The sequence below is a fragment of the Bradyrhizobium sp. th-b2 genome, from assembly GCF_000426785.1.
Lineage (GTDB): Bacteria > Pseudomonadota > Alphaproteobacteria > Rhizobiales > Xanthobacteraceae > Bradyrhizobium > Bradyrhizobium septentrionale.
On record NZ_KE384569.1, the window covers coordinates 93,217 to 120,051 of the forward strand.

28 protein-coding genes and 1 pseudogene are annotated in these 26,835 nt (G+C 65.3%); 17 read left to right on the plus strand and 12 right to left on the minus strand.

Going from position 1 to position 26,835, the window contains the following annotated elements:
- Positions 1-37: 37 nt before the first annotated feature.
- The gene (locus K359_RS0148705; RefSeq protein ID WP_029085356.1) at positions 38-2,443 is read left to right on the plus strand and encodes an EAL domain-containing protein; all 2,406 of its coding nucleotides are present in this window, start codon (positions 38-40) and stop codon (positions 2,441-2,443) included.
- Between the two features lie 20 nt (positions 2,444-2,463).
- Here K359_RS0148705 and K359_RS0148710 read toward each other — a convergent pair whose 3' ends face one another.
- Complete coding sequence (locus tag K359_RS0148710) at positions 2,464-2,898, minus strand: hypothetical protein (protein ID WP_029085357.1); 435 nt, start codon at positions 2,896-2,898, stop codon at positions 2,464-2,466.
- Positions 2,899-2,948: 50 nt separating this feature from the next.
- Between K359_RS0148710 and K359_RS0148715 the strand changes: the two genes are divergently transcribed.
- The gene (locus tag K359_RS0148715; RefSeq protein WP_051346867.1) at positions 2,949-3,593 is read left to right on the plus strand and encodes a hypothetical protein; all 645 of its coding nucleotides are present in this window, start codon (positions 2,949-2,951) and stop codon (positions 3,591-3,593) included.
- Positions 3,594-3,614: 21 nt separating this feature from the next.
- Here the strand turns inward: K359_RS0148715 and K359_RS0148720 are convergent, their stop codons facing one another.
- Positions 3,615-4,958 (minus strand): PLP-dependent aminotransferase family protein, encoded by a 1,344-nt coding sequence (locus tag K359_RS0148720; RefSeq protein ID WP_029085359.1) that lies wholly within the window; start codon positions 4,956-4,958, stop codon positions 3,615-3,617.
- 180 nt (positions 4,959-5,138) lie between these two features.
- Here K359_RS0148720 and K359_RS0148725 point away from each other — a divergent pair, with 180 nt between their 5' ends.
- Complete coding sequence (locus K359_RS0148725; RefSeq protein ID WP_029085360.1) at positions 5,139-5,375, plus strand: DUF1127 domain-containing protein; 237 nt, start codon at positions 5,139-5,141, stop codon at positions 5,373-5,375.
- A 23-nt stretch (positions 5,376-5,398) separates the two neighbouring features.
- Here the strand turns inward: K359_RS0148725 and K359_RS0148730 are convergent, their stop codons facing one another.
- Together K359_RS0148730 and K359_RS0148735 are read right to left on the minus strand one after the other, a co-directional pair.
- Positions 5,399-5,824 (minus strand): universal stress protein, encoded by a 426-nt coding sequence (locus tag K359_RS0148730; protein ID WP_029085361.1) that lies wholly within the window; start codon positions 5,822-5,824, stop codon positions 5,399-5,401.
- A gap of 157 nt (positions 5,825-5,981) precedes the next feature.
- Positions 5,982-6,524, minus strand: coding sequence for a histidine phosphatase family protein (locus K359_RS0148735; RefSeq protein ID WP_029085362.1), 543 nt, complete (start codon positions 6,522-6,524; stop codon positions 5,982-5,984).
- Between the two features lie 95 nt (positions 6,525-6,619).
- On the opposite strand from K359_RS0148735, the gene K359_RS0148740 reads away from it, so the two are divergent.
- The 5 genes from K359_RS0148740 (at position 6,620) to K359_RS0148760 (ending at position 14,600) form a co-directional block, all read left to right on the plus strand.
- Positions 6,620-8,107 carry an FAD-binding oxidoreductase gene (locus K359_RS0148740; RefSeq protein WP_029085363.1) on the plus strand — a complete coding sequence of 496 codons (1,488 nt, stop codon included), beginning with the start codon at positions 6,620-6,622 and terminating at the stop codon, positions 8,105-8,107.
- Between the two features lie 76 nt (positions 8,108-8,183).
- The gene (gene msrB, locus K359_RS0148745; RefSeq protein ID WP_029085364.1) at positions 8,184-8,684 is read left to right on the plus strand and encodes a peptide-methionine (R)-S-oxide reductase MsrB; all 501 of its coding nucleotides are present in this window, start codon (positions 8,184-8,186) and stop codon (positions 8,682-8,684) included.
- Positions 8,685-8,976: 292 nt separating this feature from the next.
- Positions 8,977-10,788, plus strand: a complete 1,812-nt coding sequence (locus K359_RS0148750) for a flagellar hook-basal body complex protein (protein WP_029085365.1) — start codon at positions 8,977-8,979, stop codon at positions 10,786-10,788.
- A gap of 46 nt (positions 10,789-10,834) precedes the next feature.
- Positions 10,835-12,712 carry a flagellar hook-associated protein FlgK gene (gene flgK, locus K359_RS0148755; RefSeq protein WP_029085366.1) on the plus strand — a complete coding sequence of 626 codons (1,878 nt, stop codon included), beginning with the start codon at positions 10,835-10,837 and terminating at the stop codon, positions 12,710-12,712.
- Between the two features lie 7 nt (positions 12,713-12,719).
- Positions 12,720-14,600: a flagellar protein gene (locus K359_RS0148760; protein WP_029085367.1), complete on the plus strand. Its 1,881-nt coding sequence runs from the start codon at positions 12,720-12,722 to the stop codon at positions 14,598-14,600.
- A 75-nt stretch (positions 14,601-14,675) separates the two neighbouring features.
- Here the strand turns inward: K359_RS0148760 and flbT are convergent, their stop codons facing one another.
- Complete coding sequence (flbT, locus tag K359_RS0148765; protein ID WP_029085368.1) at positions 14,676-15,107, minus strand: flagellar biosynthesis repressor FlbT; 432 nt, start codon at positions 15,105-15,107, stop codon at positions 14,676-14,678.
- Between the two features lie 369 nt (positions 15,108-15,476).
- Between flbT and K359_RS0148770 the strand changes: the two genes are divergently transcribed.
- From K359_RS0148770 to K359_RS0148780, 3 genes are all read left to right on the plus strand, one after another.
- Entirely contained in the window at positions 15,477-16,646 is a 1,170-nt protein-coding gene (locus tag K359_RS0148770) for a flagellin (protein WP_035978669.1), read from the plus strand.
- 204 nt (positions 16,647-16,850) lie between these two features.
- Entirely contained in the window at positions 16,851-17,216 is a 366-nt protein-coding gene (gene flaF, locus K359_RS0148775; RefSeq protein WP_029085370.1) for a flagellar biosynthesis regulator FlaF, read from the plus strand.
- A 24-nt stretch (positions 17,217-17,240) separates the two neighbouring features.
- Entirely contained in the window at positions 17,241-17,606 is a 366-nt protein-coding gene (locus K359_RS0148780; protein ID WP_029085371.1) for a hypothetical protein, read from the plus strand.
- A 17-nt stretch (positions 17,607-17,623) separates the two neighbouring features.
- Here K359_RS0148780 and K359_RS0148785 read toward each other — a convergent pair whose 3' ends face one another.
- From K359_RS0148785 to K359_RS0148800, 4 genes are all read right to left on the minus strand, one after another.
- Positions 17,624-18,010 carry a hypothetical protein gene (locus K359_RS0148785; protein WP_029085372.1) on the minus strand — a complete coding sequence of 129 codons (387 nt, stop codon included), beginning with the start codon at positions 18,008-18,010 and terminating at the stop codon, positions 17,624-17,626.
- A gap of 156 nt (positions 18,011-18,166) precedes the next feature.
- Entirely contained in the window at positions 18,167-18,664 is a 498-nt protein-coding gene (locus K359_RS0148790) for a hypothetical protein (protein WP_029085373.1), read from the minus strand.
- Between the two features lie 23 nt (positions 18,665-18,687).
- A complete protein-coding gene (flgJ, locus tag K359_RS0148795; RefSeq protein WP_029085374.1) occupies positions 18,688-19,044 on the minus strand; it encodes a flagellar assembly peptidoglycan hydrolase FlgJ in 357 nt (118 codons plus the stop codon).
- On the minus strand, positions 19,044-20,168 hold the full coding sequence (locus tag K359_RS0148800) for a flagellar basal body P-ring protein FlgI (RefSeq protein WP_029085375.1): 1,125 nt from the start codon (positions 20,166-20,168) through the stop codon (positions 19,044-19,046). Before K359_RS0148800 ends, flgJ begins: the two co-directional genes overlap by 1 nt.
- Before the next feature lie 264 nt (positions 20,169-20,432).
- Between K359_RS0148800 and K359_RS0148805 the strand changes: the two genes are divergently transcribed.
- On the plus strand, positions 20,433-20,846 hold the full coding sequence (locus tag K359_RS0148805) for a flagellar assembly protein FliX (RefSeq protein ID WP_029085376.1): 414 nt from the start codon (positions 20,433-20,435) through the stop codon (positions 20,844-20,846).
- A gap of 66 nt (positions 20,847-20,912) precedes the next feature.
- On the opposite strand, the gene K359_RS0148810 is transcribed toward K359_RS0148805, so the two are convergent.
- Complete coding sequence (locus tag K359_RS0148810; RefSeq protein ID WP_029085377.1) at positions 20,913-21,299, minus strand: helix-turn-helix domain-containing protein; 387 nt, start codon at positions 21,297-21,299, stop codon at positions 20,913-20,915.
- 103 nt (positions 21,300-21,402) lie between these two features.
- Between K359_RS0148810 and K359_RS56805 the strand changes: the two are divergent.
- The 3 genes and pseudogenes from K359_RS56805 to K359_RS0148830 all read left to right on the plus strand — a co-directional run bounded on the left by K359_RS56805 (position 21,403) and on the right by K359_RS0148830 (position 23,641).
- Positions 21,403-22,009: pseudogene (locus tag K359_RS56805) on the plus strand (NAD(P)-dependent oxidoreductase).
- A 222-nt stretch (positions 22,010-22,231) separates the two neighbouring features.
- The gene (dksA, locus tag K359_RS0148825; protein ID WP_170991616.1) at positions 22,232-22,597 is read left to right on the plus strand and encodes an RNA polymerase-binding protein DksA; all 366 of its coding nucleotides are present in this window, start codon (positions 22,232-22,234) and stop codon (positions 22,595-22,597) included.
- A 237-nt stretch (positions 22,598-22,834) separates the two neighbouring features.
- Entirely contained in the window at positions 22,835-23,641 is an 807-nt protein-coding gene (locus tag K359_RS0148830) for a hypothetical protein (RefSeq protein ID WP_051346868.1), read from the plus strand.
- 105 nt (positions 23,642-23,746) lie between these two features.
- Here K359_RS0148830 and K359_RS0148835 read toward each other — a convergent pair whose 3' ends face one another.
- Positions 23,747-24,289 (minus strand): winged helix-turn-helix transcriptional regulator, encoded by a 543-nt coding sequence (locus K359_RS0148835; RefSeq protein WP_371261272.1) that lies wholly within the window; start codon positions 24,287-24,289, stop codon positions 23,747-23,749.
- Between K359_RS0148835 and K359_RS0148840 the strand changes: the two genes are divergently transcribed.
- Together K359_RS0148840 and K359_RS0148845 are read left to right on the plus strand one after the other, a co-directional pair.
- The gene (locus tag K359_RS0148840; protein ID WP_029085381.1) at positions 24,270-25,298 is read left to right on the plus strand and encodes an aldehyde reductase; all 1,029 of its coding nucleotides are present in this window, start codon (positions 24,270-24,272) and stop codon (positions 25,296-25,298) included. The two genes, K359_RS0148835 and K359_RS0148840, sit on opposite strands and share 20 nt — an antisense overlap.
- 108 nt (positions 25,299-25,406) lie before the next feature.
- Positions 25,407-26,192, plus strand: a complete 786-nt coding sequence (locus K359_RS0148845) for a 2-keto-4-pentenoate hydratase (RefSeq protein WP_029085382.1) — start codon at positions 25,407-25,409, stop codon at positions 26,190-26,192.
- 228 nt (positions 26,193-26,420) lie between these two features.
- Here K359_RS0148845 and K359_RS58200 read toward each other — a convergent pair whose 3' ends face one another.
- Positions 26,421-26,777, minus strand: coding sequence for a ClpXP protease specificity-enhancing factor SspB (locus tag K359_RS58200; RefSeq protein ID WP_198031305.1), 357 nt, complete (start codon positions 26,775-26,777; stop codon positions 26,421-26,423).
- Positions 26,778-26,835: the final 58 nt, after the last annotated feature.

The window sequence follows — 26,835 nt, forward strand, 5'->3', positions numbered from 1 at the left end:
TGCGCTGGTTTTTATAGGTCCATAAATGGGGCCTATAATGTATCGCGTTTTGACCTGTCTCACTTTGGAACATGACTGGCGGCTGGTCGTCCTTGGCGGAGTGATCTGCCTGCTCGCCAGCGCCGTCGCGATCAGCCTGTTTCACCGTGCCCGCGCCGCAGAGGGCCGCGCCCGCGAGATCTGGATCGGTCTTGATGCGGCGGTGGGCGGTTGCGGGATCTGGGCCACCCATTTCGTCGCCATGCTGGCGTACGATCCTGGCATCGAGGCCGGATACAACATTCCCATCACGCTGCTGTCGCTGGTGCTTGCAGTTGCGATCCTGGCCGTCGGATTGGCCGTCGCCACGCTCGACGAGCGCTGGTGGACGGTGGCGGCCGGTGGCGCGATCGTCGGCGCAGGTGTCGCGGCGATGCATTACACCGGCATGCTGGGCCTGCAGCTGCCTGCGCGCATCGTCTGGTCGCCCGGTATCGTGGCCGCATCGATCGCATTCGGGAGCCTGTTTGGCGCGCTCGCGCTTGTCGTTGCCACGCGTGGCGAAAGCCTTCGCACTACTCTGGCTGCGACCGGCCTTCTGACCGTTGCGATCGTCTCGCATCATTTCACCGCGATGGGTGCGGTCACCCTGGTCCCGGATCCGACGATCGTTCCCGACGGGCTTTCGGTCTCGCCGCGCGTGCTTTCGTTCATGACTGCGGTTGCGGCCTTCGCCATCCTCGGCCTGTCGCTGATCGCTTCCATCCTCGATCGTCGCGCCAAGACCGAGCTTCACAAGCAGAAAGTGGTGCTGGATACCGCGCTCGAGAATATGTCGCAGGGGCTGTGCATGTTCGATGCCGATGGCCGCATCATGCTGTTCAACGAGCGCTACAGCGAGATCATGGGGCGCAACCGCGTGCCGCTCAAGGGACGCCTGCTGATCGACGTCCTGCAGGACCTGCATTCCATCGGCGAGTGGGACGGCGATCCCGAGGAGTTCTGCGATGTTCTCGTTGCCGAGGCAAAAGCCGGCCACAGCGCGACGCGGATCGTCAGCCGCAATGATCGCGCGATCCGCGTGGTCGACCAGCCGATGAAGGGCGGCGGCTGGGTCGCAACTTTCGAAGACATCACCGAATGGCAGCAGGCCCAGGAACAGATCTCGCACATGGCGCGGCACGACGCGCTGACCAACCTGCCGAACCGGACGCTGTTCCGCGAGCAGCTCGAGAAGGCCTCGAGATTGGCCAAGCGCTCCGACCAGCTCGCCGTGCTCTGTCTCGACCTCGATCATTTCAAGGAGATCAACGACACGCTCGGGCATCCGATCGGCGACGCGCTGCTGCGCGAGGTCGCGCGGCGGCTCGGCGAATGCGTGACCGAGCATGACACCGTGGCGCGGCTTGGCGGCGACGAATTCGCCATCGTGCAGTTCTGCAGCAACTGCGAACCATCAGTCGTGTCGCAGCTCGCAAGTCTCGTGGTCGAGCGGATCGCCGCGCCCTACGAGATCGGCGGCCATCAGCTCGTGATCGGCGTCAGCATCGGCATCTCGCTCGCACCCGAAGACGGCAAGGGTCCCGACGAACTGCTGCAAAAGGCCGATCTGGCGCTGTACCGCGCCAAGGCCGACGGCCGCGGCACCTATCGGTTCTTCGAGACCGGGATGGACGCGCGCGCGCAGGCGCGCCGCCTGCTGGAGCGCGACCTGCGGCTGGCGCTCGAGCGCGACGAGTTCGAGGTCTATTACCAGCCGATCCGCGATGTCGTGGGCGATCAGGTGGTCGCCTTCGAGGCGCTGGCGCGCTGGAACCATTCACTGCGCGGCCTGATCGCGCCCAACAATTTCATTCCGGTCGCCGAGGAAACCGGGCTGATCGTTCCGCTTGGCGACATCGTGCTGCGCAAGGCCTGCGCCGATGCCGCAGGCTGGCCCAAGGACATCGCGGTCGCCGTCAACCTCTCTCCGGTGCAGTTCAAGAACCCGAACCTGGTGTCGTCGGTGAAGGCGGCGCTGGAAGCATCTGGCCTGTCTGCGGATCGGCTTGAGCTCGAGATTACCGAATCGGTGCTGCTGCAGAACAGTGAGGCGACGCTTGCGGTGCTGCACGAGCTGCGTGGTTTCGGTGTCCGCATCTCGCTCGACGATTTCGGCACCGGCTACTCCTCGCTGAGCTATCTGCGCAGTTTCCCGTTCGACAAGATCAAGATCGACCGTTCCTTCGTGACGGACCTTGCGACACGCGAGGACTCGATGGCGATCGTGCGCGCGGTCACCGGCCTCGGCAAGAGTCTCGGCATCGTCACCACGGCCGAGGGCGTCGAGACCGATACGCAGTTCGACTTGTTGCGGCAGGAGGGCTGCACGCAGGCGCAAGGCTATCTGTTCAGCCCGCCGCGGCCGGCGGCTGATGTCGCCAAGATGCTGCTGCGCAGGCTGCCGGAACGATCGGTGGCTTGATCAACGACGGGCGAGGACGCCTAGCTCTTGCGCAGGGCAAAATAGGCGCCGCAAAACGCCATTACGGCGCCGAGGCACAGCGCGGCGAGGCCGGCCAGCACGGCGGAGATGGTCGAGACCGTGCTCGGCGCCGCCGCGGCCTGGCCGGCGCCCGCCAGCATCAGCACGCCGACGACGATCAGGAACTGCCGCATCCGCTGCGGAATCTGGCCGGCCACCGCGCTGTGCATCAGGTTGGCGGTGAAGTAGCCGCCCGAAAACCCGACGCTCGCGATCAGCCACCACGCAATCGCCGCGCCTGCCGGCATGAACTCGTGGGTATCGGAGCGCCACAGGCCGCCGAGATCGAGCCCGTAGCGCGCGCCGAGCATATGCACGGCAAGCGCCAGCAGCACGCCTGAAATCATCGCGCCGCCGAGGATGAGGTAACGCGGAAAATAGGTCGTCTCGGGCATGGCTCGCTTGTAGGATAGGCATGACGTTCCGCGCAAGCGCGCGAACGTGCATGAACGGGTGGAACGGCGGATTGCCAACAACGTTGCAGGATCGGTCGGAGGCAGGCGAGGGCTCAGCCGTGCGCTATGCCTACAAGGCCTCTTTGGTCGGCTCGGCGCACCAGTTCGAGCTGACCGAGGACGGGCTGGCGTGGCGGATCGCCGGCAGGTCTGGCGCGTGGGATTACGCCGACATCTCCGCCGTGAAACTGTCGTATCGCCCGGTCTCGATGCAGCAGCAGCGATTTCGCGCCGACATCGACAATGCCAAAGGAGGACGGATTGCGGTCCTCTCGACCACTTGGCAGACCGCGACGCTGGTCGCGCCGCAGGGAGATCTGTATCGCACCTTCATCGTCGAGCTGCATCGCCGGATGCAGGCCGCGGGCAGCACCGCCAGGCTGGTCGGAGGTCTCGGGCCGAAGACCTACACCGCCGCGCTGGCGCTGCTGGCATGCCTTGCGGTGGCAATGATCGGATTGCTGCTGATGGCGCTGCTGACATCGAACTGGATGGGTGCGCTGTTCCTGGTCGGCTTTGCCGCGCTGTTCGCCTGGCAGGTCGGCGGCTTCATCACGCGCAACCGGCCGCGGCGCTACAGCTTCGATCGATTGCCCGATGCGTTGCTGCCGAAGCCACCCCGCAATCAAGCGTGATGAACCGCGGCATCGTCGCGTTCACTCGGTCGAATCAAAATCCTCTTCGGTCGCGCCGAGCATTCCTGCCAGCGTCCGCAGGCCGAGCTCGAGCTGCTCCAGCGGCGGCGCGGCGAGCGCAAGCCGTACCGCATTGGGCGCGTGTCCCGGCGTTGCGGCGAAGGTCGTTGACGGCGTCAGCGCGATGTCGCGGCGCGCCGCGGCGGCGACCAGCGTCTGCGAGCGCCAATGCGGCGGCAGGGTCAGCCAGAGGTGATAGGACTTTGGGTTGGTCTGGATCTCGAAGTCGGCCAGATATTTCGCCGCCAGCTGCTGGCGGCGGCCGGCGTCGATCCGCTTCAGCCGTGACAATTCGGCGGCGGTGCCGTCGGCCATCAGCCGCTGCCCGGCGGCGAAGGCGTAGCCCGACGCCGTCCAGCCGCCGGAGCGCACCGCGGCCATGATGCTCTCGCGCAGCCGCGGCGGCGAGACGATGAAGCCGAGCGCGAGGCCCGGCGCCACCTTCTTCGAGAGGCTGTCGAGCAGGATGCAGCTGTCGGGCGCGAGCGCGGCCAGCGGCACCTGGTCGTCGAGGAAACCGTAGACGCCGTCCTCGATGACGACGAGGCCGAGCTTCTCCGTCACGCGCAGCAGCTCGGCCCGGCGCTCGGCCGGCATCGTGATGCTGAGCGGGTTCTGGATCGTGGGCTGGATGTAGAGCGCGGACAGATGCGCCTCGCGGTGCGCCTTCTGCACCGCGTCCGGGCGCACGCCATGCTCGTCCATCGCGAGCGGCACCAGTGCGATGCCGAGCCGTGCGGCAATGCCCTTCACGAATGGATAGGTCAGCGCCTCGACGCCGCAGCGTCCGCCGGGCGGTACGACGGCGGCGAGCGCGGCGGCGATGCATTGCCGGCCGTTGGCGGTGAACACGATCTGGTCGGGATTCGGCGCCCAGCTCTTGCGCGCGAGGAATTCCGCGGAAATGGTCCGCGCCGCCCGCGTGCCGAAGCTGGTGGCCGGCCGCAGCGCGCCTTCGAGCACCTCGGGCCGCTCGAGCCCTTCGAGGCTCTTGGCGATCATCGTCGCCTGATGCGGCAGCAGCGGATAGTTGAATTCGAGGTCGATGCGGGCGCCGCGCGGCTCGGTCGGGGCCGCAATGCCGCGACGCGCCTCGCCGGACACGAAGGTGCCGCGGCCGACTTCGCCGACCACCAGCCCGCGCCGCAACAGCTCGGTGTAGACCCGGCTCGCGGTCGAGACGGCGATGTTGCGGTCATAGGCGAAATGGCGCTGCGGCGGCAGGCGGTCGCCCGCCTTGAGCGCGCCGCTGGCGATCTCGGCGGCCACCGTATCCGCCAGTTTCAGGTACTCGAATCGCGACATTATTGCACCGAGAGCAATGTTTTACTTGCTCCGAGAAATGTACCGGATCATTGAAGAGGGAACAAGCCCATGATTGCACCGAGGAGTGCGCAAGCAATCCGAGGTCACGATGACGCGAGTGCCGAAATGGCATCTACGTCAATGGCATAGCCGCGCCTCTGGGCATCGAAGGAGATGACAATGACGACGATAACCTCAGCCGCGTCACCGCCCGCGCGGTCCAGCATGCTGGGCGGATTGCTCCGATTGCTCCGAACGTGGGGCGATGCACTCGCGACCCACTGGGTGCGCCGCGAGGCGATCAAGACGCTGCGCCAACTCGATGACCGGACGCTGCGCGATATCGGAATTTCGCGCTGCCAGATCGAGCCCGCCGTCACCGGCGATCTCAACCTTGAGCTGGTGCGGATCCGTTGAGGCGTCAGTGGTGCGGCGTTGGACTAATGCCGCACCACCAGCACCGAGCATTTGGCGTAGCGCACCACGTGGCCGGCGTTTGAGCCGAGGAAGTAGGTGCGCATCGCCGGGCGGTGCGAGGTCATCACGATCAGGTCGGCCTTCATGATCGCGGCCTCCTCGAGGATCTCGTGATAGATGCCGCCCTGGCGGACCACGCCCGAGATGCGCTCGGGCGCAATGCCGGATTCGCGCGCCACGATCGAGAGCGCCTCTTCAGACGTTTCGCGCTGCTGGCTGTCGAAATCCGCCGGCACATATTCGGCGAGCATCACCGGCGTCATCGGCAGCACGTTGAGCAGGCGCACCGAGCCGTTCCATGTCTGCGACAGCGTCGCAGCGGTTGCGATCGCTGGCTTCGCCAGGTCGGTATCGGAGAGGTCGATCGGCACGAGAATGGATTTGTACATTTGCGCCTCCTGTCCGCGATTGGTCTGGAGCCGTTTGGTCCCTGTGCCGGGACGCGCGCCTTCTTTTTCTTGAAGCACCTTGTAGTGTCGCCGCGAACCGGTCCCCCTGTCGCGCCGACATCAATATAGCATGGCAGAGCGGCGCTGTCCGCTTGCGTCAGCCGCGCGAGGCCTGCTTCAACAGTTTAGGGCTGACGAACAGGACGAGCTTGCCGCGTCGGAAGGAGACGTCGTTCCAGTCGTCGGTCGCGAAGTCGAAGACGGCGAGCCCCGAGGTCGGCAGATTGTCGCTGAGCGCGCGCTTCGCGGCCTCGTCACCGCTGCCGGTCAGCGTCAGCGCGAGCTCGTGCATGCCGGGATTATGGCCGATCAGCATCAGCCGCTTCGGATCGGTGACCGAAGCCATCCGGATCGCGGTCAGCAGCTGTGCCGGATCGGCGCCGTAGAGGTCCGGCACGAATTCGACCTTCGGCGCGGCTCCAACACCCTTCAGCGCCTCGCGCACGATCTCCCAGGTCTGCGTGGTGCGGACCGCTGGCGACACCAGCGCCAGGTTGGGCAGGGGCGGATGGCGGGCGATCCAGCCGCCGATCTCCGCCGCATCGCGGTGGCCGCGCTCGTCGAGACGGCGGTCCTGGTCCTGCCCCGAAGGCGCGTCGGTTTCGGTCTTGGCGTGACGCAGCAGCAGCAAACGGCGCATGGACTTCCATTCTCGATTCGGTCTGGTCGCATTAATTCTACAGGCTCATGCTCCGGACAAGGTGACAAGCGCCGCAGCGGTTCGTAAGAAACGCCATGAGCGAGACTTCCACAAGTGCGGCGGACGGCCCTGACGAGGCGACATCGCCGTTCCGCGACCGTCTGGCATTCGACCTCGACGTCGACATCTGCGTGGTCGGAGCGGGGCTGGCCGGCCTGACGGTGGCGCGCGAGGCGGCGCGGCTCGGCGCGAGCGTCGCCGTGCTCGAGGGCCGCCAAATCGGCTGGAACGCCTCGGGCCACCATCTCGGCACCGTGATGCCGGGCTTCGGCCTGCCGATATCAGATGTGATCGAGCGTGTCGGCCTCGATGATGCCCGCGAATTGTGGGCGCTGTCGAAAGAGGGCGCCGACTATGTCCGCGCCACCGCAACCGAGGATCTTATCCCGGGCATCAACCCGAGCGATGGCGCGCTCGAAGTTTCCAATGTCGATGTCGGCGAGGCCTTGATCAGCCGGCTGCAGACGCTGGCTGTGGATTTTGCCACCGAGGTCGAAGGCTGGCAGGTCGACCGCGTGCGCAGCGTGCTCAGGACACCCCGCTATTTCCACGGCATCTATTATCCGAAGGCGTTCCAGATCGATGGCCGGAAATATGTGCACGGCCTCGCCGCGCTGGCGACCCGGGCGGGGGTGCGGATCTTCGAGGAAACGCCGGTCGTCAGCATCGATTTTTCCGGCATCCGCAAACGCATCGTGACGCCGACGGCGCGGCTGCGCGCCAACCATATTGTCCTCGCCGGCAATATCCATCTCGGTGCGCCGCTGAAGCGCTTGTCCGACACGCTGCTGCCGGTGTGGCGCTATGCGGCGCTGACCGAGCCGCTCGGGGAACAGCTTTCGGAGACGATCGCGTTTTCCGGCTCGGTCGCCGACAGCGACGGCATCGACCATTTCCGCATCGTCGATGGCGATCGTCTGCTGTGGGCCAGTCCGGAAACCACCTGGAACGCACGGCCGCAGCGCCTTGGGTCGGCGGTGCAGCGCCGCATCGCCACGGTGTTTCCACAGCTCGGCAAGGTTCCGATCGCCGAGATGTTCGGCGGCGCGGTCGGCGTCACCGTGCACGGCATGCCGCAGATCGGGCAGTTGCGCAGAGGGCTGTGGGTGGCGAGCGGCTTTGGCCGGCAGGGGCTCAATACCTCGGCGCTCGCCGGGCAGTTGATCGCGCGCAGCATCCTGTGGGGCGACGACCGCTGGCGGCTGTTTTCGCCATTCGAGCTGGTCTGGGCCGGTGGCACCACCGGCCGGGTTGCCGGTCATTTCATCGGCCTGTGGGCGAGGGGAGCCTCGTCCGCCGCGGGCGTCCTGGCCCGCTACCGCGAGGGTGCACGTGCGAAGGAACGCCTCCGCGAGGCGCGGCTGGCCGAGGCCAATTTCAAGGCGGGAACCAGGGGGCCGGCGCCGCGCCGTCCGCCGGTGCCCGTGGCGCGGCCAATGCCGCCACCCGCAGCCCTGCCGCCCGAGGAGCCGCATCCTCCCGCCTCGCAAGAAAGTGAGCGGATCTCCGACGGGCGGATGTAACGTCGGAGGGCTGTGTTCGTACCTGGTAACGAACCGTGGGCACGTACCCTGGGCCCTCCGCAAACGGAGCTTATTGATGATCGATCGCCGTATCCTGCTTGCTTCCGTCGCCGGCCTGTTCGGCCTTGCCGCCTTCCGCTGGCTGCGTGCCTCGCCGGCGCAGGCCGCCGAGAAATTCGAGATCGAGAAGACCGACGCCGAATGGCGCGCGCAGCTGACGCCGCAGCAATACGAGATACTGCGCAAGGAAGGCACCGAGCGGCCGGGATCGAGCCCGCTGCTCAAGGAGCACCGCAAGGGCACCTTCGCCTGCGCCGGCTGCGACCTGCCGCTGTTCTCGTCCGAGACCAAATATGAGAGCGGCACCGGCTGGCCGAGCTTCTGGAAGCCGCTGGAGAATGCGGTCGGCACCACGACCGACCGCACCTTCGGGATGGCGCGCACCGAGGTGCATTGCCGCCGCTGCGGGGGCCATCTCGGCCACGTCTTCGACGACGGCCCGAAGCCGACCGGGCTGCGCTACTGCATGGACGGTTTTGCGCTGGTGTTTCATCCGGCGGCGCCGTCGGCGACCTGACGGCCATCGCGTTTTCGAGCGAAGCCTGTCCCGCACTTGATGCGGGATGGGTGCCGGTTCGCGTCAAGAAAATGCGTCAAAATAGGAATGAACGAGCGCCGTCGGAACGGCGCTCCGTCCCGGCAATTGTTGCCTGCCCGGCAATTGTGCCCCGGTTAAACGGCGGGGGCTTTTTTTTCAAGCGCATGATTTTGTTACGATTCGTTTCCTGGCACGACCCTTGCGACATGCTCGGCTGATGCGGCCACTCTTGTGATTGCCAGCCGCCGGGAATCGAATTGGAGAACATGTCATGGGTATCTTCGGCGCTCTTACGACGGCGGTCGGTGGCTTGCGCGCAGGGTCGTACGCGCTCGAAAACATCTCCGGCAACATCGCCAACTCTCAGACCACGGCCTTCAAGCGCATCGATACCTCGTTCCTCGACCTCGTCCCGCAGACCGCGCTAACCGCGCAACTCGCCGGCGGCGTCACCGCGCAGTCCCGCTCGACCAACTCGGTGCAGGGCGACGTGCAGTCGGCATCGGTCGCGACCTTCATGGCGATCAACGGCAACGGCTTCTTTGCGGTGCAAAAGCCCGGCAGCTTCACAGACGGTGCGCCGGTGTTCGACGGCGTCGACCGCTACACCCGCCGCGGCGATTTCCAGCTCAACAAGGACGGCTATCTGGTCAACGGCGCCGGCTATTATCTCGAGGGCGTGCCGATCGACCCGACCACGGGCAACCCCGCGGGCAGCTCGCCGCAAGTGCTGCAATTCAAGAACGACTTCCTGCCGGCGCAGCAGACCACCAAGATCGACTATCGCGCCAACCTCGCGTCCTACCCCCTGACCACCGCGCACGACACCTCGGTTCCCGGCTCCGAGTTGCTGCGGCCGGGCGCGTTCAGTGCCGGTCACAACCCGCTGGTGATCGGTACGCCGGCCGCGCCCCCGACCGACTCCTCCGTCACTGGCACCGCACAAAACAACAAGGCGACCCCGTCGGTCGCCAATACGTTCGCCACCACGCTGAACGGTACCGCGCCCAGCAACTCGATCGCCTCCAATTTCGTGGCGGGCGACACCATCACGGTCAACGGCACCGTCCTGACCTTTGTCGCCTCGGGCGCCACCGGTAACCAGCTCAATATCACCGACACGATCGGGACGCTGCTCAACAAGATCGACACCATCACTGCCTCCGGGATCTCGTCGACGATCGCCAGCAACGGTTCGATCACGATGCACTCCGGCACCGCGGCCGACCTCAGCGTAACGAGCTCGAACACCGCAGCCTTCGCGGCGCTCGGCTTCACCGGCTCGGCGGTTGCGAACCGCGGCGGTGGCGGAACGGTCGGCACCGGCCAGGTCGTCGGCAACGACAACTCGACCTTCCTGAACGAATCCGTCTCGGGCGGCGCGGTCACGGCTTACGACGTCTCGGGTGCGCCGGTGAACCTGCAATTCCGCTGGGCCAAGACCGACAGCTCCTCGCTGGGCTCCGGGCATACCGATACCTGGAACCTGTTCTATCAAGTCAATCCCAATGCGACCGGCACGCAGGTCTCCTGGCAGAACGCCAACATCAACTTCACCTTCGCCTCGAACGGCCAGATGTCGCCGGCGATCTCCTCGGTGACGCTCAACAATGCGGTCGTCAACGGCGTATCGCTCGGCAACCCCGCGATCAATTTCGGCTCCGGCGGCGTGACCCAGTTCGCGGATGCCAACGGCAACGTCCAGGTCAACCAGATCCAGCAGGACGGCTTTCCCGCCGGCCAGTTGCAGTCGGTCAGCGTTTCCACTAACGGCCGCATCGTCGGCAACTACACCAACGGCCGCAACATCGACCTCGCCGAGATATCGGTGGCGACCTTCAACGGCACCAACTTCCTCAAGCGCATCGACGGCGGTGCGTTCGAGGCGACCGACGAGTCCGGTGGCGCGCTGTTCGGCAAGGGCGGCAGCACCATCGTCGGTTCGTCGCTCGAAAGCTCGAACACCGATATTGCCGACGAGTTCACCAAGCTGATCGTGACCCAGCAGGCCTATTCGGCAAACACCAAGGTCATCACGACAACCAATTCGATGGTGCAGGATCTCCTGAACGTCGTGCGCTGATCGCATCGGCGATGCACGAGTGAAGCAGTAAAGGCGAGTACAGATCATGGGTTTGGGCCAAGCCCTTTCCACCGCGATGTCGGGCCTGCGCGCCACGCAGGCCTCGCTCTCGCTCGTGTCCTCGAACGTCGCCAACGCGGAGACGCCCGGCTACGTCAGGAAGACGCTCAACCAGGTTACCGGCACCACCGGCCAGTACGGATCGAGCGTCCTCATCACCGGCGTGAACCGCCAGCTCGACGAATTCCTGCAGACCCAGCTGCGCACCGAGACCTCGGGAGCCGCCTACGCCGACGTCCGCTCGGACTTCCTTTCCAATCTGCAGGGCGTGTACGGCAATCCCGACTCCACCGGCACGATCGAGGACGCCTACAACAAGTTCCTGACCGCGGTCCAGGGCTTGTCGACCAGCCCGGAATCGCAATCGGCGCGCATCGGCGTCGTCAATGCCGCGCAATCGATGGCGCAGCAGCTCAACGCGACCTCGCAGGGCATCCAGACGCTGCGTGCCAACGCCGAGGCCGGCATCAGCGACTCCATCAACACCGCCAACAATGCGTTGCAGCAGATCGCGCGTCTCAATGTCCAGCTGCAGGCCAACGGCGGCACGGCCGACGCGTCGACCGCGGCCTTGCTCGATCAGCGCGATCGCTACGTCACGCAGCTTTCGCAGCTGATGGACATCCGCACCGTCACCAACAGCCAGAACCAGGTGACCGTGTTCACCAATTCCGGCGTGCAGCTGGTCGGCACCGAGGCGGCGTCGCTCAGCTTCAACGCCCAGGGCACGATGACGCCCAACACGCTGTACAATACCGATCCGACCAAGAGCACCGTCGGCACCATCACCATCACGTTCCCGCATGGCGGCACCTACGACATGGTGTCGACCAACTCGATCCGCTCCGGCAAGATCGCCGCCTATCTCGAGCTGCGCGACAACACGCTGGCGCAGGCCCAGACGCAGATCGACCAGTTCGCCGCCGCGATGTCGAGCGCGCTGTCGGACAAGACGACCGCGGGCACTGCCGCGACGGCGGGGACGCAGTCCGGCTTCGACCTCGATCTCTCGGGACTGCAGAGCGGCAATACCATCCACGTCTCCTACAAGGACAACACCACCGGCCTCACGCACAATCTGTCGATCATCCGCGTCAACGATCCGAGCGTATTGCCGCTGAGCAATACCGCGACCGTCGATCCGAACGACGAGGTGCTGGGAGTGGATTTCTCCGGCGGCATGAGCTCGGTGCTGTCGCAGCTCAACGGCGCGCTCGGCGGAACCGGGCTGCAGTTCTCCAATCCGTCCGGATCGACGCTGCGCGTGCTTGACGACGGCGCCGCCAACAAGGCGGATGTGACCGCGGCGTCGGTCACGTCAACCGTCTCGTCGCTGACATCGGGCGATCCGCAGCTTCCGCTGTTCACCGACAATGGCGGGCTCTACACCGGCGCGATCACCGCGAACGGCTCGCAGACCACCGGCCTCGCCGCGCGGATCAGCGTCAACACCGCGCTGGTCGGCGATCCCTCGCGCATGGTCATCTATTCGACCAATCCGCAGACCCCGGCCGGCGACACCACGCGCGCCAACCTCATCCTGAACCAGCTGTCGAACGCGTCGTACAGCTATTCGCCGCAAACCGGCCTTGGCACCACGGGCGCGCCGTTCACCGGCACGCTCTTGAACTTTGCCAAGCAGTTCATCAGCCAGCAGGGCGAGTCGGCGACCGCCGCCAAGCAACTGGCTGACGGCCAGGACGTCGTGCTGAATACACTGCAGACCAAGATGGACTCGACCTCCGGCGTCAACATGGACGAGGAGATGGCGCATCTGCTTTCGCTGCAGAACGCCTATTCCGCCAATGCGCGCGTGATGTCGTCGATCAAGCAGATGTACGACGCGCTGCTGCAGCTCACGTGAGGGTAACATGTCGATCGACGGCGTAAGCGGCAGAACTTCCTATATCGGTACCACGATCCTCAACCTGCGCAATCAGCTCAATGACCTGACGACGCAGCTTGCGACCGGCAAGGTCTCGACGACCTATGCGGGGCAGGGGCTCGATCGCGGCTTTGCGCTCAGCCTGCGCGCGCAGATCAGCGGCATCAATGCGTTCTCCGATACGGCCACCAACCTCAACACGCGCCTGAGCGTCGCCAACCTTACTTTGCAGGGGCTGTCCGACGTCGGCACCCAGGTGAAGAACTCCGCGACAACGGCGACGCTGAGCCTCAACGACAGCGGCCAGACCTCGGGGCAGATCACGGCGCAGGCGGCCTTCGCCAATGCGGTCGCGATGCTGAACAGCCAGTCCGGCGACCGCTATCTGTTCTCGGGCCGTGCGATGGATACTCCGGCCACGGTGTCCGCCGATACCATGCTGAAGGGCACGGCGACCCAGGCCGGGCTCACCCAGCTCATCAATGAGCGCAAGCAGGCCGATCAGGGCAGCAATCTGATGGGACGGCTGAGCGTCTCGTCGCCGCCGGCGACCACGACGGTGACAAGCGCTGCCGAGGACGGCTCGCCGTTTGGCCTCAAGCTCCTGTCGGTGCAGTCGTCATTGACCGGCGCCACCGTGACACAGCCGACCGGCACGCCGAAGGCGACCTCGGTCGATCTCGGCGCCGTCAATCCGAAGGATGGCGACAAGATCAAGTTCAACTTCACGCTGCCCGACGGCACCACCGATGCGATCGAGCTGACGGCGACGACGACGAACCCGCCGCCCGCGGGCTCGTTCCTGATCGGCGCCGACACTGCGGCGACGACCGCCAACCTGCAGTCGACGCTGACCTCGTCGATCAAGACGTTGAGCGACACCTCGCTGGTCGCGGCCTCCGCGGTCGCGGCGTCCAACAATTTCTTCAATCCGGTCGCGACCGTCTCGGGCGCGGCCGTCAACAACCACAACACGCCGCCGGCGCCGATCAGCGGTGCCACGGCGCTTTCGGGCGCAGCCGGCACCGACTCGGCGTCCACGAGCTTCGCGGCCGGTGACACCATCACGGTGAACGGCACCCCGATCACCTTCGTTGCCTCGGGTGCCACCGGCAACCAGGCCAACGTCACCGACAGCGTGCAGACGCTGATGGCGAAGATCGACCAGATCAGCGGTACCAAGAACCCATCCACCATCAGCAATGGTGCGATCACGCTGCATGGCGCCGACGGTGAGAGCCTCTCGGTATCGAGCTCCAATGCGGCAGCGCTCGGCGCGCTCGGCATCGCCAACAATACGACCGCGACGCCGGCGCCGCTCAGGGTCGGCGGACCGCCATTCGACACCGCGACCAGCCTGGTGGCGGGCACGCCGGCTAACACCGTCTACTGGTACACCGGCGAGAACGGCCCGGGATCGGCGCGCGGCACCGCCGTCGCGCAGGTCGATCAATCGATCACCGTGCAGTATGGCGCGCGCGCCAACGAGCAGGCCTTCCGCTATCTGCTGCAGAACGTCGCGGTGTATGCGGCTGTTACCACCAATGCCAGCAATCCGAATGCGAGCCAGCAAGTGACGGCGCTGGCGCAGCGCGTCAGTGCGAACCTCGCTCCGCAGAACGGTCAGCAGCAGATCCAGGACGTGCAGGCGGAATTCGCCGGCGCCCAGACGGCAACGAAGGCGGCCACCGATCGCCAGACCCAGCTCAAGGGCATGGCGGAAACGATGCTGGACTCGGTCGAGGGCGTCAATCAGGACGAGGTGGCGACCAAGATCCTGGCGCTGCAGACCAGCTTGCAGGCGTCGTACCAGACGACATCGATGCTGTATCAGACCACGCTGTTGAAATATCTGCCGATCAGCTGATCGCCCGCTGCGCATCCATGGATAGCAAAAAGGCCTCCTCGCGGAGGCCTTTTTTCGTTTCAGGTCAGGGGTTGTTTACGCGCTCTTGCGGGTGTCGTCCTGATTGGCGTTTTGCTGACTGCGCGCGCTTTCCAGCAGCTTCTCCTCGTGCGCGATCAGCTTCTTGGATTCCTTCAACGCGTGATAGAGGTCGCCGTTGAGGATGAAATTGTTGACACTTTCGATGAACGGCCAGGCGCTCGGCGTCGCGGTGATGATGTCGCGCACGAGGCTGAAATAGGTCGGGTGGTGCGCCATCGGGTCGGGCGACAGATACATCAGCTGCACGGCCAGATAGATCAGCTTCGCCGGCGTGTCCGCGGTCTCGGGCGTCAGGATATCCTTCTCGCGCAGGATCGGAATCCGATCACCGTCGATCAAAAGGCGGGCCCGCTGATCGGTGTTGGTGATCACGCAATTGCCGACGATGATGCGCTCGTTCGGTTTGAGTTCGACCTTCAGGGCCATGACCGTTCTCCTTTGCCGGCAGTCGCGCGATGTCGTCGTTAGCGGAACGAAATTGTGTTCGGCACTGCTTAGCAGTCGCCGATGCGGCTAGGTGCCGATGCGACAGCGATCCTTTCCCATGATGGTTAATGCTTGGTAAACAGAGGGCGGGCGCGGGTGTCGCCGCTCGTCCGGAATCGGCAATCCTCTCAGTAGTTTTCGCGGCGAACTTCGCCCAATAGCGACAATTTTATTCTTCGGCATTCGTCTCAAATGCCGTGTTGGAGATTTCTTTTTCCTTCGCGGCTTGACCGCAGGATCGGCTCATCCGCCCGATCAGAAAGGATTGGCGCGGGCTTTTCCTCAGTTTCACACCAGAAAGGTATGAAAATGTCCGATATCATTCTCTCCTCCTCCGTTCGTCAGAACCTCCTCTCCCTCCAGTCCACCGCCGATCTGCTCTCCACCACGCAGAACCGTCTTGCCACCGGCAAGAAGGTCAATACGGCGCTCGACAACCCGACCAACTTCTTCACCGCGCAGTCGCTCGACAACCGCGCCAGCGACATCAACAACCTGCTCGACGGCATCGGCAACGGTGTGCAGGTGCTGCAGGCTGCCAATACCGGCATCACCTCGCTGCAGAAGCTGGTCGATACCGCGAAGTCGATTGCCAACCAGGTGCTGCAGAGCCCGACCGGCTATACCACCAGGTCGCAGGTCACCTCCACCGCGGCGCTCGGCGGCACCTCCGCCAACCTCGTCGACGGTACCACCATCAAGAGCGGCGACGTTCTGTCGATCGCGGCGTCGGCCGGCCAGCCCGCTTTCACCTTCACCTTCGGGGCCAGCAACTCGCTGGCGCAGCTGAACTCGTCGCTGGCGGCGAGCAACCTGACGGCGACGCTCGACAGCTCCAACAAGCTCGTCATCTCCACGACCAACGACGCGGCGTCCTCGACGATCGGTGCGGTGACCTTCACCAACACCGGCGGCGGTACCGCGACGTTCAGCGCGGCCGGCACGGCTCCGGTTGCCGACTCGGCCTCGCAGTCGGCGCGCGCCGCCCTGGTGACGCAGTACAACAACACCATCGCGCAGATCACGACCACGGCGCAGGACGCCTCGTTCAACGGCATCAACCTGTTGAACGGCGACAGCCTGAAGCTGACCTTCAACGAGACCGGCAAGTCCACGCTCAGCATCACCGGCGTTACCTTCAATGCCGCCGGCCTCGGCCTGAACTCGCTGACCGCGGGCACCGACTTCCTCGACAACAACTCGGCGAACAAGGTGCTGACGGCGCTGGGCACGGCGAGCTCCTCGTTGCGCAGCGAAGCGTCGACGCTGGGTTCGAACCTGTCGATCGTGCAGATCCGTCAGGATTTCTCGAAGAACCTGATCAACGTGCTGCAGACCGGTTCGTCCAACCTGACGCTGGCCGACACCAATGAGGAAGCGGCCAACAGCCAGGCGCTGTCGACCCGCCAGTCGATTGCAGTCTCCGCGCTGGCGCTCGCCAACCAGAGCCAGCAGAGCGTGCTGCAGTTGCTCCGCTAAGCGTGACAAGCAGTCCGGGAACGGCGGGGGAAACCCCGCCGTTTTCTTTTGTCTCCGGGATATTACGGTATCTGTCTATGCCGTCAGAACGACGCATTTCGTAACGCCTGCTAACCATATTTAAAGGCGGCCGATGCATAAATATCAGGCGCTAGAATTGCGTCTCCGCGGCTCGAGAAATCCGCATCCCATCGAGGTCATTGAATGTCGAATGCAGCCCAGGCCTACGCTCGTACGTCCACGACGACGGCGTCCCCACGTGAAATCGAGGCGCAGGCGCTCCTGAAGGCGGCCCGGCAGTTGCAGGAAGTCCAGGCGAATTGGAACGGCCTCGACAAGGCGCTCGATCACGCGTTGCTGTTCAACCGCCGGCTGTGGTCGATCTTCCTCAGCGCGGCAGAGGGCGACGACAATCCGCAGCCGCTCGAGGTGCGTCAGAACATCGCCAACATCAGCGTGTTCGTGATGAAGCAGACCATCGACATTCAGATGAATCCGGACCCGGCGAAGCTGAAGTCGCTGATCGACATCAACTGCAACATCGCCGCCGGCCTGTCGGGCCGCGGCTGATCGACCGGCAGCGGAGCCCTCGGCATGGCCGACGTGTTGAGCATCCTGTCGGCCAACTACAAGGCCGCCGGCCTGACGGTGCCGTCGAAGACGCCCTATGTGGCCGTCGATCCGAACCTCTATGAGGGCAGCTGGAGCGGCAAATATGCCAACAACAAGTCGTTCAACATCTCGGTGTCGAACGTCGATGGCTTCCGCGCCAAGGTCCACTATCAGAGCGATGGCACCAGCAAGTATCAGGACGTGCTGATCAAGGACGGTGCCTTCAGGATCGGCGATACCAAGTTCTCGCTGGTGCAGCAGGGGACGGCGCTGATCGCCAATGTCGTCACCGACCCGGCGACCGGGTCGACCTATCTCGACAAGGCCTACGCCACCCAGCAGACCTGACGGGCGCCCGTCTGCGCTTATGCGCGGCGGTCGGTCGCGCGCGCCCGCGTCGGCGCATCCTTGCTGAGATCGAGCGCGTGGAAATAGGCGCGGCGGCGCAATACAGCTTCTTCCGGAAACTGTCTCACCACCAGGTTGGTGCGATTGTCGACCACCTGGTAGACCACGGCGCGGGCGTCGCGGTCGATGATGACCTGGTCGGTGACCGACGGCGCCTGATTTGCAATCGATGCGTTGACGGCGCTGGGATCGATCGTGACGCGCACGCTCGGCTCCGGAGCGGCGACGCTCTGGCTCGCCGGCAGTTCGGTCTTGACCGCCTTCTGCGCCGCATCGCTCACGGGAGTGATCATCGGCGCCGCGACCGGTGCCCCCACCGGCTTGATGTTGAAATCTGTACTCATGGCAGCCTCGTAGTGCACAGGCACTAGTTTGCTTGAGTCAAATCCCAACCCCTCACGATCCGCAACTCTACGGGGAACCTCTCAATAGGGTGTTAGAAAACACGCTGAATGTCGCGCTGCCGCGGCCGCGTTGAATTGAGCTAAATTGCAAGCGAGTCAGAGCGTGCGGCTGACCGCGATCGGCGTCATGTTGCGCGGGCCCGGCGTGGCGCGCTGTCCGCTTGCGGTGTAGGTGTTCGGGATGTTGCGGCGCTGCACCTCGGCATTGACGCCGCGCACGATCCCTTCGGAGACGGCGTGCGCGGTCGCAAGCACCGTCAAGTTGACTTGGAGCATGGCGCGGAACGTCTCGTGATGACGCCGCAGCGTCGCGAGCAGTTCGGGATCGGTCTGCGACAGCATCTTCTGCATCGATTTCAGATGCTCCACCGCGAGCATGTAGCGCCGCGACAGCTCGGATTTCTGCGCCTCGAGCCGCATGCCTTCGCGAATCTTGCCGGCGCGGACGAATTCGGTCTCCTGCTCGATGACCGCGAGCAAGCCGCTCATCACTTCCGTCAGCTCGTTGGCGAGCCGTGCGACGTCCGGAGGCGTCGAGGTCGCCGGGCGCGCGGCGGGGGCGGGCGCCGGTCGCTGCGGGGGACGCTGGTTCATCGGCGCTTCTCCTTGGGACCGTATCAGCTCTTGTTCGCCTGCTGCAGGATCAGCGAGCGGAACACCTCGTTGGAAATCCCGACGCCGCCGGCCTTGGCGAAATTCTTCGAATATTCGTCGGTCAGCATCGACCGCCACGCGCCGGTGCCGACGGTGTCGCCGTACGGGCCGTCGCCCTTCAGGCCGGTCGTCATCTGCGAGAACATCGAATTCAGGAACATCGATTCGAAATCGGTCGCGGTCGCCTTCGCCTTGGTGAGTTGCTGCGGCGTGACCTTCTTCATCGCGTCCTGCAGCACGGGATCGGGGCGGCCGTTGAACATCGGCATCAACGCCTTGTTCGGCATGCTGCCCGTGGTGCTGTTGATCAGGCTCGCCATCACATCACCTCGATGTCGGCTTCGATGGCGCCGGCGGCCTTGATCGCCTGCAGGATGCTGATTAGGTCGCGCGGTCCGATGCCGAGGCCGTTGAGGCCGTCGACGAGCTGCTGCAGCGACACGCCGTCCTTGACGACGGCGAACTTCTTGCCGTCCTCGCTGACGCCGACGCTGGTGCGCGGCGTCACCACGGTTCGGCCGCGCGACAGCGGATTGGGTTGGCTGACCTGGGGGCTTTCGGAGATCGAGACGGTGAGGTTGCCTTGCGCCACCGCAACGGTCGCGACGCGGACGTCGCGGCCCATCACGATGACGCCGGAGCGTTCGTCGATCACGATCTTCGCCGCGAGATCGGGGTCGACCTGCAGCTGCTCGATTTCGGTCAGGAAGGCGACCACGTTGCCCTTGAACTCCGGCGGGATCGAGAGCTGTACGGTCGAGGGGTCGATCGGCTCGGCGGTCTTGACGCCGAGATAGTCGTTGACCGCGGCGGCGATGCGCTTGGCGGTGGTGAAGTCGGCGTTGCGCAGCGCGAGGCGGACATTGGGCAGGCGGTTGAGCGCGAACTCGATCTCGCGCTCGATGATGGCGCCGTTGGCGATGCGGCCGACGGTCGGCACGCCGCGGACGACGCTGGCCGCGGCGCCTTCGGCCGCGAAGCCTGCGACCGCCACCGATCCCTGCGCCACAGCATAGACGTTGCCATCGGCGCCGAGCAGGGGCGTGACGAGCAGGGTGCCACCCTGCAGGTTTTTGGAGTCGCCGAGCGCGGAGACGGTGACGTCCATCCGCGTGCCCTGGGTGCCGAATGCCGGCAGATTGCCGGTGACCATCACGGCGGCGACGTTGCCGGTGCGGATGGTGGCGCCGCGGATGTTGACGCCCATACGCTCGAGCATCGCCTGCAGCGACTGCTTGGTGAAGGGGATGTTGTTCAGCGTGTCGCCGGTGCCGTTGAGGCCGACCACGAGGCCGTAGCCGATCAGCTGGTTCTGGCGCACGCCCTCGATGTTGGCGAGATCCTTGATCCGCGACGTCGCGGCCACAGGCCCGGCGGACGCCGCCAGCGCCAGCAGCGCCGCGCAGGCCATCCCGAATAAACGTGCGATCCGGATGCCAGGCATCCCAAACTCCCCTCAGACCTTACTCGCGGATCACGCGACACTCCCATGACGGCGATCCGCTATTAACCATGCGAGTGGCGTGCCACATCGCTTCGGCGGTACAATGTATTGATATATTTATCGAAATTGTCAGCGCGCCATTCGCCACCGGTGCGCCAGGGCGCGCGAAACTGCCGTGTGGCGGCAGAAATTGCCGGGTCGTTTACGCGCCGTTAACCATAAAACGGCGATGCTTGCGGCATTCAGGCCTGCGGGATCACCACGATGCGCATCTACGGACCGAACGGCACCACGCTTGGCACGTCGACCAGCTCCACGCGGCGGACCTCGTCGAGCGGCTTCTCGCTGCCGGACGCGACGACCGCGCAGGAGGAGGTCCGCTCCACCGCGGCACCGAAGGCCGCCGCCAGCCTCGATGCGCTGCTCGCGCTGCAGGGCGTCGAAGACCCGACCGAACGCCGCAAGCGCTCGGTGGCCCGCGGCAAGGGGGCGCTCGACGTGCTCGACGCGCTCAAGCTCGGACTGCTGTCCGGCAATTTCGATCCCTCCACCGTGAGCCAGCTGCGCAGCGCGGCGGCGAACCTGAAGGAATCCTCCGGCGATCCCGGCCTCGATGCCGTGCTCGGCGAGATCGAGCTGCGCGTCGAGGTCGAACTCGCCAAGGCCGGGCAGTACTAGGCTCCTCCCGATCAACTCATCGCAACTGACGTCTCAAGTCGCTGGTGCCTCACGCCGCCACTGCCTTCAGGCCGCCAGTGCCTTGCGCTGCGTATCGTAGCGGCGTTGCGCGGCCAGCACCTCCTTCAGATTCTGTTCGGCCCAATCGCGCAGCGGATCGACCGCTTCGGCGAGCGTCGATCCGAGCGGCGTGATCGAATATTCCACGGTGACCGGAACGGTCGCGATCGCACGGCGGCGCAGCAGGCCGTCGCGCTCCAGGCTTTTCAGCACCTGCGACAGCATCTTCTGCGAGATGCCCTCGATGGCGCGGCGGAGCTGGTTGAACCGCATCGGCTCGCTGCGCAGCAGCAACAGGATCAGCACCGCCCATTTGTCGCCGACCCGGTCGAGGATCTGGCGCGTCGGGCAATTGGCGGCATAGGCGTCCGGCTTCAGGCTGGCGGCTTTCATCGGGTTACTCCGGCGTAATCAGGTGAGACAAGAGTGCCTTCTTCACACCTACATCCATTTCGCTATCTAGTCACCATTGGAAACCATCAATCGGAGACTTGAGATGAAGATCGCCATCGCCGGCGCGTCCGGCCAGGCCGGCTCGCGCATCACGGCGGAACTCGCCCGCCGCGGCCACGCCGTCACCGCCATCGCCCGCAACCCGGAGAAGATCGCCGATCTGCCCGGTGTCACCGCCAAGAAGGGCGACGTGAACGACGAGGCCGCCCTGGCCGCGCTGTGGGTCGGCCACGATGCCGCAATCAGTTCCGTCCACTTCTCGGTCAGCGACCCCGCCAAGCTGATCGGGGCGGCCAAGGCCTCCGGGACTGGTCGCTATCTCGTGGTCGGCGGCGCCGGCAGCCTCGAAGTGGCCCCCGGCGTCCGCCTGGTGACCACCCCGACCTTCCCGGCCCAGTACAAGGCCGAAGCCTCGAAGGGGGCCGAGTTCCTTGATCTGCTGCGCCGCGAAAAGGACCTGAACTGGACCTTCGCCCTCGGCCCTGTTCGTGGCGGGCGAGCGGACCGGCAAGTTCCGCCTCGGCGCCGACCAGCTCCTGACCGCCGCGGACGGAAAAAGCTGGATCTCGTTCGAGGATTTCGCAGTTGCACTCGCCGACGAAATCGAGCGTCCGGCCCATATCCGCAGGCGTTTCACGGTCGGTTATTGAGAGCGCGGGAGAGGGCGCAGGGCGTCCCCCAGGCAGGGCGGATAAGTTTGCCTGTGCAAGGCCTTGGGGGCAGCCCGCCTTTCATGGTTGCAGATATTGTCTGTCACATGTCGTGGCTATATAAGGCGCCGCGCGGAGGGGTTTTGTTCCCTCCGCCTGACAGGGACATGGCTGCCTTTGGAAAAGCTGAAGAACTACCGGCCGACTGAAAAAGAGCCTTTCATGAATGAGCGGCAGCGCGACTATTTCCGCGCCAAGCTGCTGGCCTGGAAGGATGAGATCCTCCGCGAATCGAAGGTCACGCTGCAGACGTTGCAGGAAGAGAACGTCAATCACCCCGACCTCGCGGACCGAGCGTCCTCGGAAACCGACCGCGCGATCGAACTTCGTGCCCGCGACCGTCAGCGCAAGCTGATCTCCAAGATCGACGCGGCGCTCCAGCGCATCGAAGACAACACCTACGGCTATTGCGAAGAGACCGGTGAACCGATCTCGTTGAAGCGGCTCGAAGCCCGCCCGATCGCGACGCTGTCGGTGGAGGCGCAGGAACGCCACGAGAAGCGCGAGAAGGTCTATCGCGACGAATAGTGGCGGCTGATCGCCACGGATTGATCCCGGTGCGCACCGGTTGTAGGTTCGCGCCGCCATGATGACACGTACTCTCAACATCGCCTCGGTCTTCTTCCTGGGCTGATCCCGCTTCCACGAGGAAGCGCTGATCGCCCCGGCAAGATCTGCTTGGCCGGGTTCCAGTGAATCGAATGAGCCGGTCAGGTTCCGCGCATCGCGGAGCAGCGATGGCTGGCGACAGTTTGAGAGACAATCATGATTCATCGAGACGACGCGCGTCCGCTTGACGGCGCGCAGATTGAGCAATTCATCGAACAGGGCTTTGTCCGGATCGACAATGCCTTTCCCCGCGAACTCGCTGATGCCGGACGCGCCATCATGTGGCGCGACCTGCCATGCCGTGAGCACGATCCCTCGACCTGGACGCATCCGGTGGTGCGGCTGCCCGGCTATGGCGAGGAACCGTTCCGGCAGGCGATCAACACGCCGGTGCTGCATCGGGCATTCGACCAGATTGCCGGCCCCGGCCGCTGGTCTCCGCGCCACAACATCGGGACCTTTCCGGTGCGGTTTCCGCATCCGGACGATCCCGGTGATGCCGGCTGGCATATCGACGTCAGCTTTCCCGGCGACGATTGCGACCCGAGCGAGCGCAGCGACTTCTCCGCCTGGCGGGCCAACATCGTGTCGCGCGGCCGGGCGCTCCTGATGCTGTTCCTGTTCTCCGACGTCGGCGAGCACGACGCGCCGACCCGGATCAGGGTCGGATCGCACCTGCCGATGGCGCGCCATCTTGCGCCGGCCGGCGAGGCAGGACGTGCGCGCATGGTGCTCGACGAGATGGGCGCCGATTGCGAGGTCGCACTCGCGACAGGCGAGGCGGGGACGGTCTATCTGTGCCATCCCTTCCTCGTGCACGCCGCGCAGATGCATCGAGGAACGAGGCCGCGCTTCATGGCCCAGCCGGCGCTCGGCGCCGGCGAGTCGTATCGGCTCGCGCGTGACGACGGCGCGTATTCGCCGGTCGAGATCGCGATCCGGCGCGCGCTCGGTTTGGGGTGAAGTGCGATGGCCGTTTGGTGAAGCGGCCGCGCCACGCGCTGGCTCCACCTCCCCCGCAAGCGGGAGAGGGGGCCGAGTCCCGGTGCCGATGCAATCGGTCCTCACTCAGCCAATTCCAATTCCAAGCTGCGTCTCGCCTGCTACGGCGCTTCGTCGGGCGCCGAATGTCTTCGACCACGCCAGCAATTCGCGGAAGGCCGGGGTCAGGCTCCAGGCCGAATCCGTCAGCTCGTATGCGACCTGCAGCGGCTTCTCGGTGAGCACCTTGCGCGCGATCAGCCCGTCGCGCTCGAGCTCGCGCAGCTGTGCGGTCAGCATATGCTGGGTGATCGGCGCGAGCGCGCGGCGCAGCGCGCCGAACCGCACGCCGCCATTCATCAGCGTGAACAGGATCTCGAGCTTCCACTTGCCGCTGAGCGCGTGGATCGCGTGCTTGAACTCGAGCAGCAAGGCGGGGTCGGTCGGGCAACTCTCGCAGTCACCGCCGTCACACAGATCGCTGGTATTGTTTTCCATACCGGTCTCGATTTTCATTCTACTTGCCCGAACAGAGATAGTGACCAGATGCGGTCTGTGCAGGGTGAGCGGCGCGACGTCGGACCCGCTGAACCATGGAGAGGGCGAGGGCATGAGCACGGTTTTGGTCACGGGCGGAACGGGCTTCATCGGCGCGCATACGGTCCTGCAGCTGCTTGCCGCCGGGCACGCGGTGCGCACCACGCTGCGCAATCCGGATCGCAGCAAGGACGTGATCGCGATGCTGCGCGAGGGCGGTGCTGCCACGCCCGACCAGGTCGGCTTCGTCACCGCCGATCTCTTGCGCGACGACGGCTGGCGCGAGGCGGCTTCGGGTTGCGATTACGTGCTCCATGTCGCATCGCCGCTCGGCGCCCAAGTGCCCGAGGACGAGAACGAGCTGATCGTTCCGGCACGTGAAGGAACGTTGCGGGTGTTGCGCGCGGCGCGCGAGGCCGGCGTCAAGCGCGTCGTCATCACATCGTCGTTTGCCGCGGTCGGCTATGGCCATCCGCCGCAGGCGGCGCCGTTCGACGAGACCGTCTGGTCCAATCTCGATGGTCCTGATGTGCAGGCCTATCCCAAATCCAAGACGCTGGCCGAGCGCGCCGCCTGGGATTTCATCGCACGCGAAGGCAATGGCCTCGAGCTTGCCGTGGTCAATCCCACCGCGGTGTTCGGCCCGGCGCTGGGGCCCGACTTTTCCGAGTCGATCGGCATCATCAAGGCGCTGCTCGACGGCGCGATGCCGGCGGTGCCGCGGATCCATTTCGGGCTCGTCGACGTGCGCGATGTCGCCGACCTGCATCTGCGCGCCATGACCTCGCCCAAGGCCAGGGGCGAGCGCTTCCTGGCGGTCGCCGGCGAGACCCTGTCGGTGCTTGCCGTTGCCCGCCTGCTGCGCGAAAAACTCGGCAGCAAGGCGCGGCGTGTGCCCCGGTTCCAGGCGCCGGACTTGATGATGCGGCTCGCCGCACGGCGCAATCCGCTGGCCCGCGCAGCCTTGCCGTTGCTGGGCAAGGTGCGGCGTTCCACCAGCGCCAAGGCGCAGAACCTGCTCGGCTGGCGCCCGCGCGGCAATGAGGAGATGATTGTGGCGACCGCCGAGAGCTTGATCAGGCTCGGTTTGGTCAAGGCCTGACGGCAGCTCACGTCCAGCGTGCTTGCCAGATGCGTCGGCGAGTGCTGAATTGCTGTGAGCAGACAGGGGCGCCACGGCGCCGCCGAGAACATCAGGGAGGCTGCGCAGATGGACCGGGTCGTCGCGGCCGCAAAGGCGATCGCCGCCGCGCGCCGCAATCGCGCGCCGCTGAAGGCGCTCGCCAAGGACGTCGTGCCGCGCGACGAGGCCGAAGGCTACGAGGTGCAGCGCGCGCTGCACGATTTGCTGCTGGAACAGGTCGGCAGCCTGGTCGGCTACAAGATCGGCTGCACCAGCGCAGTGATGCAGGAGTACATCAACATCCCGCACCCCTGCGGCGGCGGGGTGTTCGAGAAGGTCGTGCATGACAGCGGCGTGCAGCTGCCGGCGGCCGATTTCGTCCATGTCGGCGTCGAGTGCGAGATCGCCGTGCGGCTCGCGCGCAGTCTCGCTCCCGGCGAAGCGCCGTTCACCGCCGAATGGGTCGCGGAAGCGATCGAGGCCTACCATCCCGCGATCGAGATCGTCGACGACCGCTACGTCAAATGGGAGACGCTGGGCGCGCCGACGCTGATCGCCGACGACTTCTTCGCCGCCGGCTGCGTGCTCGGGGAAGCGGTGCCGCGCATCACCGTGCCTGATCTGCGCAAGGTCACCGGGCGCGCGCTCATCAACGGCAAGGAGGAGGGGCGCGGCACCGGCGCCGACGTGCTCGGCCATCCCCACAATCCGCTCGCCTGGCTCGCCAATCATCTCGCCGCCGAAGGCCGCGGCCTGCATGCCGGCCAGATCGTGCTGACCGGCAGCCTGGTCAAGACAATATGGCTGAAGGCCGGCGATGCGGTCGTGATGGAGCTCGAGGGGCTCGGCAAGGTGGAAGCGACGTTCACCTGAGGGGACGTTCCAGGCAGGGTTGTCGTCCCTGCCTAGTGCGCGATTGCGCACGGGAGCAGGGACCCATACTCCGCGGCCCGTGTATTGAACGGGATTCGTCGTTCCAGCAATGCGCAACAAACAGCATTCGTGGTTATGGGTCCCTGCTTTCGCGGGGACGACACTGAGAGTGCGGAACGACCTCCGCCTGACTTTTCGATGCTCGCCATATCGAATGGTCGCCATTCCCTAGGGGTGACCGCTCGCACATGTCTGAACCGAACCGTCCCACACGGCCCTGACCGCCTCGAACGGCACGGTCAGCCGCGCATATTTGCGCTTGAACCAGACCCCGACCTCGAAGCCGTCATCCTTCACCACCAGGCGATCGAACTCGTGTTGCGGGATGATCGTGATCTCCTCGGGGTATTGCTCGATCACGGCGGCAGGCAGTTTCACGCCGCTGGCCCCGGTTGCGAAGGTGATGTTGACCGGCCGGTCCTCCGCAGCATGGCGGAGCGATGCGGCCATCTCGATTCGCTTCGGCGCGGTGTTGCAGGGTTCAGCGCCGGCGCGCCCGGTGAACGAGGCCGCCAGCAGCAGCACCAAAGCAATCTTTCTGCACCCGATCCTTCGCTGCCCAATCCCTCGGGGCCCAATCCTT

What these genes read in the sequence shown, in the direction of transcription:
- K359_RS0148705 (WP_029085356.1), top strand. Translation starts at nt 38, where the DNA reads ATGTATCGCGTTTTGACCTGTCTCACTTTGGAACATGACTGGCGGCTG.
- K359_RS0148710 (WP_029085357.1), bottom strand. Translation starts at nt 2,898, where the DNA reads ATGCCCGAGACGACCTATTTTCCGCGTTACCTCATCCTCGGCGGCGCG.
- K359_RS0148715 (WP_051346867.1), top strand. Translation starts at nt 2,949, where the DNA reads ATGAACGGGTGGAACGGCGGATTGCCAACAACGTTGCAGGATCGGTCG.
- K359_RS0148720 (WP_029085359.1), bottom strand. Translation starts at nt 4,958, where the DNA reads ATGTCGCGATTCGAGTACCTGAAACTGGCGGATACGGTGGCCGCCGAG.
- K359_RS0148725 (WP_029085360.1), top strand. Translation starts at nt 5,139, where the DNA reads ATGACGACGATAACCTCAGCCGCGTCACCGCCCGCGCGGTCCAGCATG.
- K359_RS0148730 (WP_029085361.1), bottom strand. Translation starts at nt 5,824, where the DNA reads ATGTACAAATCCATTCTCGTGCCGATCGACCTCTCCGATACCGACCTG.
- K359_RS0148735 (WP_029085362.1), bottom strand. Translation starts at nt 6,524, where the DNA reads ATGCGCCGTTTGCTGCTGCTGCGTCACGCCAAGACCGAAACCGACGCG.
- K359_RS0148740 (WP_029085363.1), top strand. Translation starts at nt 6,620, where the DNA reads ATGAGCGAGACTTCCACAAGTGCGGCGGACGGCCCTGACGAGGCGACA.
- msrB (WP_029085364.1), top strand. Translation starts at nt 8,184, where the DNA reads ATGATCGATCGCCGTATCCTGCTTGCTTCCGTCGCCGGCCTGTTCGGC.
- K359_RS0148750 (WP_029085365.1), top strand. Translation starts at nt 8,977, where the DNA reads ATGGGTATCTTCGGCGCTCTTACGACGGCGGTCGGTGGCTTGCGCGCA.
- flgK (WP_029085366.1), top strand. Translation starts at nt 10,835, where the DNA reads ATGGGTTTGGGCCAAGCCCTTTCCACCGCGATGTCGGGCCTGCGCGCC.
- K359_RS0148760 (WP_029085367.1), top strand. Translation starts at nt 12,720, where the DNA reads ATGTCGATCGACGGCGTAAGCGGCAGAACTTCCTATATCGGTACCACG.
- flbT (WP_029085368.1), bottom strand. Translation starts at nt 15,107, where the DNA reads ATGGCCCTGAAGGTCGAACTCAAACCGAACGAGCGCATCATCGTCGGC.
- K359_RS0148770 (WP_035978669.1), top strand. Translation starts at nt 15,477, where the DNA reads ATGTCCGATATCATTCTCTCCTCCTCCGTTCGTCAGAACCTCCTCTCC.
- flaF (WP_029085370.1), top strand. Translation starts at nt 16,851, where the DNA reads ATGTCGAATGCAGCCCAGGCCTACGCTCGTACGTCCACGACGACGGCG.
- K359_RS0148780 (WP_029085371.1), top strand. Translation starts at nt 17,241, where the DNA reads ATGGCCGACGTGTTGAGCATCCTGTCGGCCAACTACAAGGCCGCCGGC.
- K359_RS0148785 (WP_029085372.1), bottom strand. Translation starts at nt 18,010, where the DNA reads ATGAGTACAGATTTCAACATCAAGCCGGTGGGGGCACCGGTCGCGGCG.
- K359_RS0148790 (WP_029085373.1), bottom strand. Translation starts at nt 18,664, where the DNA reads ATGAACCAGCGTCCCCCGCAGCGACCGGCGCCCGCCCCCGCCGCGCGC.
- flgJ (WP_029085374.1), bottom strand. Translation starts at nt 19,044, where the DNA reads ATGGCGAGCCTGATCAACAGCACCACGGGCAGCATGCCGAACAAGGCG.
- K359_RS0148800 (WP_029085375.1), bottom strand. Translation starts at nt 20,168, where the DNA reads ATGCCTGGCATCCGGATCGCACGTTTATTCGGGATGGCCTGCGCGGCG.
- K359_RS0148805 (WP_029085376.1), top strand. Translation starts at nt 20,433, where the DNA reads ATGCGCATCTACGGACCGAACGGCACCACGCTTGGCACGTCGACCAGC.
- K359_RS0148810 (WP_029085377.1), bottom strand. Translation starts at nt 21,299, where the DNA reads ATGAAAGCCGCCAGCCTGAAGCCGGACGCCTATGCCGCCAATTGCCCG.
- dksA (WP_170991616.1), top strand. Translation starts at nt 22,232, where the DNA reads ATGAATGAGCGGCAGCGCGACTATTTCCGCGCCAAGCTGCTGGCCTGG.
- K359_RS0148830 (WP_051346868.1), top strand. Translation starts at nt 22,835, where the DNA reads ATGATTCATCGAGACGACGCGCGTCCGCTTGACGGCGCGCAGATTGAG.
- K359_RS0148840 (WP_029085381.1), top strand. Translation starts at nt 24,270, where the DNA reads ATGAGCACGGTTTTGGTCACGGGCGGAACGGGCTTCATCGGCGCGCAT.
- K359_RS0148845 (WP_029085382.1), top strand. Translation starts at nt 25,407, where the DNA reads ATGGACCGGGTCGTCGCGGCCGCAAAGGCGATCGCCGCCGCGCGCCGC.